The organism is Pseudomonas fluorescens (genome assembly GCF_902497625.1).
Taxonomy (GTDB): domain Bacteria; phylum Pseudomonadota; class Gammaproteobacteria; order Pseudomonadales; family Pseudomonadaceae; genus Aquipseudomonas; species Aquipseudomonas fluorescens_BQ.
On sequence record NZ_CABVGX010000005.1, the window covers coordinates 139,213 to 153,326 of the forward strand.

Sequence of the window (14,114 nt, forward strand, 5' to 3'; positions counted from 1 at the left end):
CAGTGATTAACGGCGACGGAACAGTGGCAACGGTTCGTCCGTGGCAGCCTGATAGGTCACCGAGAAGTCCTTGAGGCCTTCAAGCGCTTCGTATGGATCTTTATCGGGACGAATGGCAAACGCATCGAAGCCACAGCGACGCAGATAGAACAACTGATCGCGCAGCACATCGCCGATCGCCCGCAGCTCACCCGTGAAACCGTAACGGTCGCGCAGCAGGCGCGCATTGGAGTAGTTGCGGCCGTCAGTGAACGCCGGGAAATTCAAAGCGATAACCTTGAACTCATTGACCTCGTCACCGATCTCTTCCGCTTCTTCGTCAGCGTCCAGCCACACACCCAGGCCGCCATCACGGGCCTTGAGCATGCGGCTATGTTCGCGCCACAGCTTCAGCGGAACGATGTAATCGTCGCAGTTGGTGATTTCGTCGATGTTGAAATCTTTCGGCAGCAGGTGCCAGGTTTCGTCGACGACTTCGTTGTTCTTAATGATTCGCTGCATAGACGCGCTCCTTGAAGAGGTCGATGCCAATACGCTGATAAGTGTCGATGAAACGCTCATCTTCGGTACGTTGTTCGACGTACACGTTGATCAGCTTCTCGATCACATCAGGCATGGCTTCCTGGGCAAAGGACGGGCCGAGGATCTTGCCCAGGCTGGCGTCACGACTGGCACTGCCGCCGAGGGAAACCTGGTAGAACTCTTCGCCTTTTTTGTCGACACCGAGAATGCCGATATGGCCGACGTGGTGGTGACCGCAGGCGTTCATGCAACCGGAAATGTTCAAGTCCAGTTCGCCGATGTCGAACAGGTAATCCAGATTGTCGAAACGACGCTGGATGGATTCGGCGATCGGGATCGATTTGGCGTTGGCCAGCGAGCAGAAATCGCCCCCCGGGCAGCAGATGATGTCTGTCAGCAAACCAATGTTCGGCGTGGCGAATCCTTGCTCACGCAGCTCGCCCCACATCGCGAACAACTGGCTCTGCTCGACGTCGGCCAGAATGATGTTCTGCTCGTGAGACGTGCGCAGCTGGCCGAACGAATAACGGTCGGCCAGGTCTGCCACGGCGTCCAGTTGCTTGTCGGTGATGTCGCCGGGAGCAACGCCGGTCGGCTTCAGCGACAGGGTAACGGCCACATAACCCGGCTTCTTGTGCGCGAGGGTGTTGCGGCTGCGCCAGCGTGCGAAGCCCGGATGTTGCTGATCGAGCTCGGCCAGCTGTGCGGTCTGGTTGTCCAGTGCCTTGTACTCCGGGTCGACGAAGTGCTTGGCGACGCGATGCACTTCGGCTTCGGTCAAGGTGGTCTGGCCACCGCGCAGGTGCTCCATTTCCGCATCGACTTTTTGCGCGAATACTTCAGGCGTGAGGGCTTTGACCAGAATCTTGATCCGCGCCTTGTACTTGTTGTCGCGACGGCCATAGCGGTTGTAGACACGCAGGATGGCGTCGAGGTAAGTCAACAGGTCTTGCCAAGGCAGGAATTCATTGATGAACGCGCCCACCACCGGCGTACGGCCCAGACCGCCACCGACCAGCACTCGGAAACCCAACTCGCCGGCGGCGTTGTGCACTGGCTCGAGGCCGATGTCATGGACTTCGATGGCCGCACGGTCGGAGGTCGAACCGTTGATGGCAATCTTGAATTTGCGCGGCAGGTAGGCGAATTCCGGGTGGAACGTGGTCCACTGACGAACGATCTCGCACCAGGGCCGCGGGTCGATCAGCTCATCTGCCGCGACACCGGCAAACTGGTCAGTGGTGACGTTGCGCAGGCAGTTGCCGCTGGTCTGGATGGCGTGCATCTGCACAGTCGCCAGTTCAGCCAGGATGTCCGGAATGTCTTCCAGCGCTGGCCAGTTGAACTGTACGTTCTGCCGGGTACTGATGTGGGCGTAGCCCTTATCGTAGTCGCGGGCGACCTTGGCCATCATTCGCGTCTGCCGCGAAGTCAGTTGGCCATAGGGCACTGCCACGCGCAACATCGGCGCGAAACGCTGGATATAAAGCCCGTTTTGCAAACGCAGAGGGCGGAATTCTTCTTCGCTCAGCTCGCCTGCCAGATAGCGTCGGGTCTGATCACGGAACTGCTTGACGCGGTCCTCGATGATCCGCTGATCGTACTCGTCGTATACGTACATATAAGTCCTGTTCTCAGGCTTGGGCCGGTCGGATCCAGTGGCGTTTTTCGCTTGCTGAAGTTTCCGATACTGCCTCGGCAATTCTGCGCGCACGGCCGCGCACTCCCTACGGAGCCGGGGCAAGATACCAGTTTGGAGTTATGCGCAAAAGTGATGTTTGAGTATATGTAAAGAACCAGATCGACTAACGGAACTCATTCCTGCCAAACCCGCATTTGTGGTGTGGGCAATCATCGTCTTAACTGTGATCGAGTCTTTATGCAATCACCGATAAAACCGACAAGAGGCGATGCAATGAGCAACCCGACCAAAGCTTCGAAACCTGACAGCACGGTAGACGCCTGGGCGATCCTGTTTCTGATCATCCTGGTGGTAGGCACCGCAGTATTTTGGGTCAGTCACCAATAATCGACACAGTCCGGGCGACGACCCTGGGGCCGTCGCCGGATCTAGACCCCGGCAAGGTGCAACACCAGCTTGGCAATGCCGAACAGTGTCAGCGCAAACACGCCAGTAAACAAAATCCCCAGCACCACAAAATGACTCGGCTTGCCGTGAGTGAAATCACGCGCCCGGTTCTTCCCGCTTTGCACTCCGAGAGCTGCGGCCATCACGCTATGCAGCATCTGCCATAACGTTGGCGGCTTGTTGTCGACCGGATCATCCATAAAATCCTCCGTTCAATGATAGGCGTCTAAAGAGCATAGACAACATCCTGGAACTGATTGCCCCGGGCAGTCTTATTAGTCCTCATTAAAAAATCGCCCTTTTACGATACATATGTACCGCAGATGAGCGGGTTCGAGATGGTGTGCTTGGGCTCCATAAACAAGGAGCAAGTCATGTCTGCGCACCCCTCAAACGTAAAAGAAAAAAAACCTGAGATCTCTGAAAGTATCCATGGCGAATTTCTCGAAACAGCCATTCCCCAGTGGTTGATCGATGCCTCACCACAGAGAAGGGCAGCTCTGAAGAAGGCCTCTACGGTGATGCCGCAGTGGTACCAGAACGCATCAGCCCAGCAACGCAAAACGCTGAATGCCAGCATTAAGGCCGGTGTGACTGCGCAGGCACAGCTGGATAAAACGATGGCATCCTTCAAGGATGTCGATGCCTTCGCCGAACCGCTGCTTGTAAAAGCCTTGAAGGACCAGTTCGGTGTAGAGGTGGACGTCAAAACTACGTATTTGACCCTGAGGCGACCTCTTGCAATCAGCATTTTAGAGATCGAGATCGCGTCGTTCGAGTTTCTGACACTGACCATGCTGCAGGCGGCTTTGCATAACTTCGAAGCATGGGAGTGCAAACCCGATGCCTACCACAAGACCTCAGGTTTCCTCCTGGAAACTACGGTTGCAGATACCTACACGGCGGCGCACATCAACCTTTCGGTCAGCCAGTTTCTGAGCCTGTGCCGCAAGCTCGATATAGGCGCCAGGTACCAGGCTTACCTGCAGTCGTTCTTTCACCCACCTGAACTTGCCGCTGCAAGCACGCTTCGCCAGCATTTCATTGCTACACAGAAAGCCACCATGAAAGCCGCGGCGGATCAGGCGTTGTTAACCAAGGACATTTTGCCTGAGGACCACACCATGATCCTGTCAGTCATCAATGGCGAGGTCCATCCGTGGATGGGCGACAAGCAGGTCTGGTTTCGCGACATGAGTCTGATGAAGCAGCGAATGACTGGCTGCGTGGCCTTTGTGATTTCTGAGAAATATCGATACGCCGAAGAGCTTATTCTCTACATCCCCCATGACCCCGAACATCCCTTAAAACGTTACACCTGGTCGCAGATGAAAGAAGAGTTCAAACGGCTGTTGACCGCCAGGGACGCCGCTGCGCCCGATCAAGCTGCACCCACTGAATATCAGCGCTTTCTCAGCCAGTTCCTGGCGTACGACCATCGTCCCTATTACTTCGGTCAGTTCGTACAGAAGGCTGCCGACTCCCCCGCCGAACCATCCAGCTCGCCCTGGATAATCCCGACACAGGTCGGCAATGCAGGATTGGTTTTCCGTATCAAGGAATTCCCGCCAGAGCGCAGGGTAAAACTGGAGCCAGTGGCCGATCCGTACATTGGTGCATCGACTTTCAACCAGAAGGGCGGCCCGGGCTGGTCCGAAAACCAGGACCTATGGGACTACCTCTATAAACACAATTGCGCCAAAGTGCTGGCTGATGCACGCAGCCACGCAGTGCCCTCCGATGATGTCGACGTCAACGCGCGCGAGGCGAAACTTGCTCATCTTCTGCAGGTTGGCCTTTTGGGTTTGAACATGGTGTCGATGTTTGTTCCCGTGCTGGGCGAAGTAATGATGGTCGCAATGGCCGGACAACTGCTCTACGAAACGCTTGAAGGCGCCGTTGAATGGGGGGAAGGGGACAAAAAAGCGGCCAGGGCGCACCTGATCGATGTTGCTGAAAACCTGGCCACGGTTGCCGTCATGGCCGGTATTGGCGCAGGAGTGGGCAAATTCGTCGCCGCCAAGGCGGAACCGGTCATAGAAAGTCTTGACCCGGTCACGATGCCTAATGGCAAAACCCGGCTCTGGAAGCCGGATCTCAGCGCCTACAAGCGCGACATTGTGCTCAGCCCCGATGCAGGCCCGAATGCGTTGGGGCAATACAAGGTGGACGGTAAAACCTACATCCGCCTGGGTGATACGGTGGTCGAGCAAACCTTCGACGCTTCACTCAACAAATGGCGGATCACGCATCCCGATCCCGACGCGTATCAACCTGTACTCGAAGGAAACGGACTCGGCGCATGGCGTCACTCGCTCGAACGCCCTATGCAATGGGACCGCCTGACTCTCTTGCGACGCATGGGGCATGCGGGCGACATGTTCTCGGACGAGATGCTGGTCAGGGTTGCTGACGTCAGCGGAGTCAGTGATAACACGTTGCGCAAAATGCACCTGGATCATGCGGCGCCCCCTCCCGAACTGACAGACGCCATGAACATGTTCAAGGCTGATCTGGAAGCGGGGCAGGTGATCGAACAGTTGCAGCATTTGAGACCGCTGGACGATCGCTATTTCCATGCCTTGAAGCTGCTGACGGAGATGCCGCGATGGCCGAGTGGGCGGGTGCTGGAAGTGTTCGAACAGGCTGATCTGTCCGGCAAACCGATCAAATATGGCGCGCAAGGCCTGCCGCGCGCCGAGCAATACCGGCCACCCATCAAGGTCAGCCGTTCGGACGTGCTCAATGGCTACCTGAGCGAGCGCATCGTAGCGGCGCTGGACGAGTCAGAAATCACTGGATTGCTTGGCGGGGAAGGGGCTCGGGTCCTGGAAACGACTCCCGAGGAGCTGGACAAGCAGTTCGCCGACTACGCTCAAACCCGCCAGACGGCGATTTTCGACAGCCTCTATCTAGGCACCGAGCCGCCCGATACCCGAATGATCACCCTGCAGCGCGAGTGTCCGGGACTGGGTAGAGCCGCCGCGCAAGAAGTGCTCGCCCATGGCAGTGCCGATGAACTTGCCCGGCTCGACACCACGCGACGCGCACCGTTGAGAATGCTCGAGGAGGCACGCTGGTATGCGCGGCAAGAACGCCAAACCAGGGCATTCGCAGGCTTGCGCAGCGAAAATATTGCCAGCGCCGACAGTCGTCGGCTGGCACTGCATGCGTTGCAAAATCTTCAGGGCTGGCCGGGCTCAATCCGCCTCGAAGTTCGTACGGGAAGCCCTTCGGGTACGCTGCTCGACAGCATTGGCAGTGAAACCGCGCCCCTGATCAAGTACCTGGTGAAAGACGGACCCCACTATCAGGCATTCAATGAGCGAGGAGAAACCCTCAATAGCATTCCCAGGCATGGCGATAATTTTTACGCCTCAGTCATGCATGCCTTGCCCGACGGGGTGCGTGCTGCCATCGAGGTGCCCCACGTCAGCCAGAGCAGTGAGCTGCAGCGAAAAATCATTGATTATGCCGACAGCCATCGCAACGAAGCATCGACTGCCCTGGAGTCGCAGGCTAAAAGCTTCAAGCCGCCCGTGCGGGTAAACAACACGTTGGTGGGTTATTACGCCAGCGGCCGGGGGCGGGCGCTGGATGGGCCGATGATGGCGCGGGTCGAAGCGCTCTACCCGGCGCCCGAACAGGCGGACGCGTTTATCCGCACGCTACAGGGCAAGACTGACAAACAGATTTTCCATGTTCTGCAGGCGCGTTTGCGTGAATGGGAGTCGCTGACTGCAACACTCGATGCCTGGACAGGTACGCCTCAACAGGCAGCTTATTGGCAAAAGAGCCAAGCCGCGCAGGCACTCAAAGCCAGTTGGCGTAACGCGCCTTTAGCTACGCAAATGCCCGCCGCTGCCCGGCTGTCTCTCGAATGCAACGAACCTTGGCCACAACTGACTGCCGACTTTTCCCATGTGCGGGAACTGCGATTGAAGTGGCGCGCCACAGCGGATGACGCTATCGATGCATTGCTCTCGCGCTTTTCCAATGTCCGCGACCTTTCGCTGGATAGCAGGGAAAGCCTCTTCAGCATGCGTCCAGCCGCCGATTGCCCGCCTCTGTCATTGCCCCAGTCAGTGGTGGAAATGCGTAACCTCGAACGTCTCGCTTTTTTTGGGAGAAGTGACTCGCTGGCCGCAGATTTCTTGACGAAACTCAATTCGCTCACCTCGCTGGAGACTTTGCGCATCGGCAGCTCGGGAGCCAACACGGGCATCCTCGGCACGCTGGATTTAACGCCGCTGAACCGCTTGAAGTCGCTGACGATTGATTCGCCATTCCTGACGACATGGCCCGCCTATGTCGAGAATATGCCGCAGCTGGAGCGGCTCGATTTATCGAGGACTTCCATTGCTGCGATCCCTGAGACCTTTTACACCGGCCACGAAAAGCTCTGGGCGGGTCTGTCGCTGGACTGGTCGAAAGTCCCCTATGAGACCTTCGAACGTTCATATCAGTTTGTGCAGAATTATTCCGGGCCGCTGGGGCATCTGGTTGATGTGAATGAAATGGTCAGCGGTTATTGTCGTGGTGAGCTCAACTTCCTCCTCGGTCAGCCCATTCGCGGGGACCATTTGCTTAGCAGGATCCTCGATACCTGGGACTCGGCAGAGACAAAACTTGCTGCGGTCCGGGCCCTGAGCGCCGAACATGCCGGCCTGTTTCGCGGGTTCTACAGGCCTTCTGCAACGGCCGGCTTACGGCAGGAGATACCGTTGATGGAGTTCTTTTTCGGCGCGGGTGCGAAAGTCTTCCGAAGCCTTGAGCGCAATTGGCGAGGGCTCGTCCGGCAACGGTATGGCGCGGCGCCTGAGGCGTCACTGCTGGAGCTCGACATGCGAGTGGGCTCGACCCCGACGCAATTTGCTACTACCGTCAGGCAGCTTCCGTCGTTGCCGGCCGGTAGTTTTTCCCACGTCGAAACGGTGCGCATGAACGCACTCGATGTTCCGGTGGAGCAGCTGCAAGGCTTCATCAAGGCGTTCAGCAAAACGCAGACACTCGAAATCGGTGGCAGTGGTCTGACCGAGCTGCCGATGGCGGCGAACAGCCTCCCGGAATTGACTCGACTTGATTTGCACGACAACAACATTGCCGTCACACCGCATGTGCAGGCGCAGTTCAACGCCTTGACCAAGCTTGAATACCTGGATGTGAACCACAATCCTCTGAGCAACCTGGACGTCAGGGCACTCACTGAGCTTAAAGCACTGAACCTGAGCGCAACCAAACTGCAGGCGTGGCCAGCGGGTGCGGAGTACCTGCCCCAATTGACGTGGCTGGACTTGCGCGATAATGAGCTGACGTCGCTGTCGCCGGACGTATTCGTTCATGACGATACCTTCCTCAAAACCGATCTGACCCGCAATCCGCTCGACGAACAGGCTCAGCAACTTGTGACACGGACCCGTCAGCGGATCGAGGGCTCAAGAGGTTTGCCGGACGGCGCACTGGAGCGACTGTCCCGGGAGATGACTTCCAGCGATTTCCCCCCCGCAGAGACAGCCTGGACTATTGCCAACCACTTGTTGCCGCTGCCAGATTCCGCGACTGAGGGCGTGAGCCTGGCTGATCGTTTGCAACGGCTTGGCCCGACATTGACCGAGGGCCAGGCCTTGGAGAGAGTTGAGCAGATGCGCGGCAACGGGCTGAGTGATAGGCAAATCGATGCGCAAATAAGCCAGTGGCATCAAAGCTGTGAAGTACTCACACGACAATTGAATGACTGGCTGTCCATTGCTGAACTGCGCACGGAACGTTCGCTGGTGTCGGCGCAAACACGCGCCTTGGCAGCCTCGCGCATCCGTGGGCTGTGGCAAGAGGCAGTCATTGAACGCCCGGGTGTCATCGGCCAGGCACTGAATCTCAATGGCCTGCAAACCGGCGACCTGCCGGTGTTAGGGACGCAGTTCCCTGGCGTCACAGCGCTTGATCTGACCGGCGTCGGACTGACCGCGCAAGGTTCCAATGGCTTTTTGAGTGCCTTCCCCAATGTTCTCAGGCTTTGTCTGGACAGCAATGCGCTGACAACCCTGCCCGAAGCCGTCAGAGAGATGCGTGTGCTTGGCGAGCTGGAATTGGCGGCCAACCGGTTGTCCAGTCTTGACGCGAATGCTGAATTGCCAATACGAGGGGGGATATTGAGGCGGATTGATCTGAGCCACAACCTGCTGGATTCGTTTAACAGCACTGGTTTTCTCATGTTGGAGGAGCTCAATCTGGCCAACAACGCGCTCACCGAGTGGCCAGAGGGGGCGCTGAACCTGCAACACCTGCGCAGGTTGGACCTCAGCGGCAACACGCTCACGCGATTACCAGAGGAACTGCTCAATGGTCATCACGAACAATTAGCCGCCGGCGTGGATGTGTCTGACAATTCCGAGCTATCGGGCGCAACGCTTTCAGATCTTGTGCGCTACAGCGACGCAAACGGTGAAGGCGCGGTCATGGGCATTTCGCGAGAGGAACTGGTCAGGAGAAGTGCTGAGGCCGATGGAGAGTGGGACGATACGGAAAGCGCAGAATCCTCTGATGAGGAGTCTGAAAACGACAGCGATCAAGATGACCATGGCGCTGCTGTTTTACCTGTTGAGGCGCTTGATCCTCAACAGCCCAATACCGCAGATGCTGCATTGGAGCCTTGGCTCGCCAACACCGGGTCTGAACTCATGGCCGCGAGGCGTGAGATCTGGGGGCGCCTGGCAAGCGAAGACCAGCACGAGCGTTTTTTTCATTTGATTGCTATGTTACGCGACACTCACGAATTCAGATTCGCTCGCGCGGACCTGACGCGCCGGCTCTGGGGCGTGATGGACGCTGCCGCCGAAAATACCGAGTTGCGCGAGTTACTGTTTCATAACGCCGAAACGCATGGCACGTGCATCGACGGCCGCATTTTGACCTTCAGTGAGATAGAAGGCCGTGTCTTTGTCTATCATGCGTTGCGCAATGTGTCGTTGGGCCAACCTCTGCTCAAAGGCCGGGCCCTGCTCCAGTTGTCCCGACAGTTGTTCCGCCTGGACAGAGTCGAAACCCTTGCCGAAGCCGCTGCCGTTCAGGGCGACAGAGCCGAAGTTCGCTTGCAATATCGAATAGGACTGACGAGTGGATGGGGCGACGGACTGGACTTGCCCGGACAGCCTGCACACATGGCTTTCGCAAACCCCATCAGCGGAGCGCAAGCCGCGCGAATACAGGCTTCGATCCTTGAAGCGGAGCGATCCGACGCACTGCTGGTGGACATGGTGTCACGGGAATACTGGACGACGTATCTGGCGGAGCGGTATCCCGAAGAATTCAGTGCGATCAACACGGCGCTGGATGACGAGCGGCTGCAGCGCTTCAACGAGATTGAAGATCGTCTGGAAAGCGGCGAGATGACCGATGAAGAATACCGGACCCAGCTTGATGGGCTCGCCGAGGTCATCAAAAACCGGCGCAGCCAGCAACTGGTTGAGCTGACTCGCAGGGAAATCCGCTACCTGCAGGAGACCGCCAGCGAGACCGGCCAAACTGCACCGGGTTCGCCGCAACCGGGGCCTTCAAGACTGCCCTGATCCTGCAGGCCTTGGCACTGTCGCAGGTTGGCTGAAAAAGATGACAGGAACGCGCTGATGCGTTCCCGTCATCCGCGCATGCTAGTTGTCGTAGCCCAGATTCGGCGCCAGCCAGCGCTCGGTCACGCTCAATTCCTGGCCTTTACGCGACGTATAGCTCTGTACCTGATCCTTGTCGATCTTGCCCACCGCAAAGTATTGCGCCTGCGGGTGAGCGAAGTACCAGCCGCTGACCGCTGCCGCCGGGAACATTGCGTAATGTTCGGTGAGGAACACGCCGCTGCGGCCGGCTTGCATTTCGCTGGCTTCGGGGTCGAGCAAGGCGAACAGGGTGCCTTTCTCGGTGTGATCCGGGCAGGCCGGGTAGCCCGGGGCAGGGCGGATGCCGGTGTATTGCTCTTTGATCAGCGCCTCGTTGTCGAGCGCCTCGTCCTTGGCGTAACCCCAGTGCTCCTTACGGACCTGTTGGTGCAACCATTCGGCGCAGGCCTCGGCCAGGCGGTCGGCCAGCGCCTTGACCATGATCGAGTTGTAATCATCGCCCGCGTCTTGATAAGCCTTGGCCACTTCTTCGGCGCCGATCCCGGCCGTGGTGATGAATCCGCCCACGTAGTCGGTGATTTCGCTGTCCTTTGGCGCGACGAAGTCGGCGAGGGAGAAGTTCGGCTTGCCGTCGGTCTTGATGATCTGCTGGCGCAAGTGATGCAGCTTGGCAATCGGCTTGCCGTCATCGCCGTAGACTTCGATGTCATCCTCGCGCACCTGGTTGGCTGGCCAGAAGCCGAACACGGCACGGGCACTGATCAGCTTCTCGTCGATCAGCTTGGCGAGCATTTCCTGGGCATCGGCGTACAACGCGGTGGCGGCTTCACCGACCACTTCGTCCTGCAGGATGCGCGGGAATTTGCCGGCCAGGTCCCAGGAAATGAAGAACGGTGTCCAGTCGATGTATTCGGCGAGGACTTTCAAATCAATGTTGTCGAGCACTTTGGCGCCGGTAAACGTCGGTTTGACCGGGGTGTAGCTGCTCCAGTCGAACTGCGGCTTCTTGGCGATGGCGGCCGGATAGCTCAATCGCTCAGTACGGGCGCTGCGATTGGCAGTGCGTTCGCGTACGTCGATGTACTCCAGGCGAGTTTTCTCGACGAATCCGGCTTTCAATTCCTTCGACAGCAGTTGCGTCGCCACGCCTACGGCGCGAGAGGCGTCGGTGACGTAGATCACTGCGTCGTTGCTGTACTTGGGCTCGATCTTCACCGCCGTGTGCGCCTTGGAAGTGGTCGCGCCTCCGATCATCAGTGGCAGGTGGAAATCCTGACGTTGCATCTCGCGGGCCACGTGAACCATTTCATCCAGCGACGGCGTGATCAAACCCGACAGGCCGATGATGTCGCACTTTTGCTCCTTGGCCACCTGCAGGATCTTCTCCGCCGGCACCATCACGCCGAGGTCGACGATGTCGTAGCCGTTGCAGCCCAGCACCACGCCGACGATGTTTTTGCCGATGTCATGCACATCGCCTTTCACCGTGGCCATGAGGATCTTGCCCTTGGCTTCGGGCTTGTCGCCTTTTTCCAGCTCGATGAACGGAATCAGGTGCGCCACTGCCTGCTTCATCACCCGGGCGGATTTGACCACTTGTGGCAGGAACATTTTGCCCGCGCCGAACAGGTCGCCGACGATGTTCATGCCGGACATCAGCGGTCCTTCGATTACCTCGATCGGGCGGGCGAACGACAGGCGCGATTCTTCGGTGTCTTCGACGATGTGCGTGGTGATGCCCTTGACCAGCGCATGCTCCAGACGCTTGTTGACCTCCCAGTTGCGCCACTCTTCAGTCTCGGCTTCCTTGACGCTGCCGTCGCCTTTGTACTTGTCGGCAATGGCGAGGAGGGCGTCGGTGCCTTCCGGGGTGCGGTTGAGAATTACGTCCTCGACCGCATCGCGTAGTTCGGCCGGGATCTGGTCGTAGATCTCCAGCTGACCGGCGTTGACGATGCCCATGGTCAGGCCGTTGCGGATCGCGTACAGCAGGAACACCGAGTGAATCGCCTCACGCACCGGATTGTTGCCGCGGAACGAGAACGACACGTTGGACACACCGCCGGAAGTCAGCGCGTAAGGCAGTTCGTCGCGGATGTAGGCGCAGGCATTGATGAAGTCGACGGCGTAATTGTTGTGCTCTTCGATGCCGGTGGCGACGGCAAAGATGTTCGGGTCGAAGATGATGTCTTCCGGCGGGAAGCCGACCTCGTTGACCAGAATGTCGTAGGAGCGTTTGCAGATCTCTTTCTTGCGCGCCTCGGTGTCGGCCTGGCCGGCTTCGTCGAACGCCATCACCACCACGGCGGCGCCGTAGCGTTTGCACAATTTGGCGTGATAAATGAACTGCTCGACGCCTTCTTTCATGCTGATCGAGTTGACGATACCCTTGCCCTGAATGCACTTGAGGCCCGCTTCGATGACTTCCCACTTCGAGGAGTCGATCATGATCGGCACGCGGGAGATGTCCGGTTCGCCGGCAATCAGATTGAGGAAGGTCACCATGGCCTTCTTCGAATCGAGCATGCCCTCGTCCATGTTGATGTCGATGATCTGCGCGCCGGCCTCTACCTGCTGCAGGGCGACTTCAAGGGCTTCGGTGTAGTTGTCTTCACGGATCAGCCGGGCAAATTTCGCGGAACCGGTGATGTTGGTTCGCTCGCCGACGTTGACGAACAACGAGCTGCGATCGATGGTGAACGGTTCCAGACCGGAGAGGCGGCAGGCCTTGGGAATGTCCGGGATTTCACGCGGTGCATAACCGGCCACGGCTTTGGCGATGGCTTCGATGTGGCCCGGGGTGGTGCCGCAGCATCCGCCGACGATATTAAGGAAGCCGCTCTGGGCGAATTCTTCGATAACTTTGGCGGTTTCCGACGGCAGCTCGTCGTACTCGCCAAATTCGTTGGGCAGGCCTGCGTTGGGGTGCGCGGAAACGTGGGTGCCGGCCTTGTTCGACAGCTCTTCCAGGTAGGGGCGCAATTCGCTGGCGCCGAGGGCGCAGTTGAGGCCGACCGAAATCGGTTTGGCGTGGGCCACCGAGTTCCAGAAGGCTTCGGTGGTCTGGCCCGACAATGTGCGGCCGGACGCGTCGGTGATGGTTCCGGAAATCATGATCGGCAGTTCGATGCCAAGCGCTTCGAACACACCCTGTACAGCGAAGATCGCCGCTTTGGCGTTCAAGGTGTCGAAAATGGTTTCGATCAGAATCAGGTCGGCGCCGCCTTCGATCAGGCCTTTGGTGGCCTCGGTGTAGTTTTCCACCAGTTCATCGAAGGTGACGTTGCGATAGCCGGGGTTGTTGACGTCCGGCGACAGCGAGCAGGTGCGGCTGGTCGGCCCGATCACCCCGGCCACGAAGCGCGGCTTGTCCGGGGTTTCCAGGGTCTTGGCGTCGGCCACCTTGCGAGCCAGGCGCGCGCCTTCTACGTTTAACTCGTACGCCAGGCCTTGCATGCCGTAATCGGCCAGCGAGACCTGGGTCGCGTTGAAGGTGTTGGTTTCGAGAATGTCGGCGCCGGCATCCAGGTAGGCTTTTTCGATGGAGCCAATCACGTCCGGGCGGGTCAGCACTAGCAGGTCGTTGTTGCCCTTGACGTCGCTGGGCCAGTCAGCGAAGCGTTTGCCTCGGTAATCCTGTTCCTCAAGCTTGTAACTCTGGATCATCGTGCCCATGCCGCCGTCGAGAATCAGAATGCGCTCTTTGAGGGCTTGCTTGAGAGCTTGAAGGCGAACACTGCGATCGGACATTGGGACTACTCGGAAAGACCATGACGAAGGGACGGGATCATAACAAACCTGTGCGGTTTTAGAGCATGTTCGGTTTTTGCATGAATATCGCTCATGTTGAGGCGGGCGCCAAAATCGTTAGACTTGCCTCCTTTCCTTAAACCAGG

Annotated in this window: 5 protein-coding genes; 1 reads left to right on the forward strand and 4 read right to left on the reverse strand. The window is 58.2% G+C overall.

Annotated features, from left to right (window positions below):
• Positions 1–6: 6 nt before the first annotated feature.
• From F8N12_RS05220 to F8N12_RS05230, 3 genes are all read right to left on the reverse strand, one after another.
• On the reverse strand, positions 7–501 hold the full coding sequence (locus F8N12_RS05220) for a DUF934 domain-containing protein (protein ID WP_150579488.1): 495 nt from the start codon (positions 499–501) through the stop codon (positions 7–9).
• Complete coding sequence (locus F8N12_RS05225; protein WP_150579489.1) at positions 485–2,143, reverse strand: nitrite/sulfite reductase; 1,659 nt, start codon at positions 2,141–2,143, stop codon at positions 485–487. The genes F8N12_RS05220 and F8N12_RS05225 overlap by 17 nt, the downstream gene beginning before the upstream one ends.
• 449 nt (positions 2,144–2,592) lie before the next feature.
• The gene (locus F8N12_RS05230; RefSeq protein WP_150579490.1) at positions 2,593–2,811 is read right to left on the reverse strand and encodes a DUF2970 domain-containing protein; all 219 of its coding nucleotides are present in this window, start codon (positions 2,809–2,811) and stop codon (positions 2,593–2,595) included.
• A 174-nt stretch (positions 2,812–2,985) separates the two neighbouring features.
• On the opposite strand from F8N12_RS05230, the gene F8N12_RS05235 reads away from it, so the two are divergent.
• Positions 2,986–10,176 (forward strand): NEL-type E3 ubiquitin ligase domain-containing protein, encoded by a 7,191-nt coding sequence (locus F8N12_RS05235; RefSeq protein ID WP_150579491.1) that lies wholly within the window; start codon positions 2,986–2,988, stop codon positions 10,174–10,176.
• 81 nt (positions 10,177–10,257) lie between these two features.
• Here the strand turns inward: F8N12_RS05235 and metH are convergent, their stop codons facing one another.
• On the reverse strand, positions 10,258–13,968 hold the full coding sequence (metH, locus tag F8N12_RS05240) for a methionine synthase (RefSeq protein WP_150579492.1): 3,711 nt from the start codon (positions 13,966–13,968) through the stop codon (positions 10,258–10,260).
• Positions 13,969–14,114 lie beyond the last annotated feature (146 nt).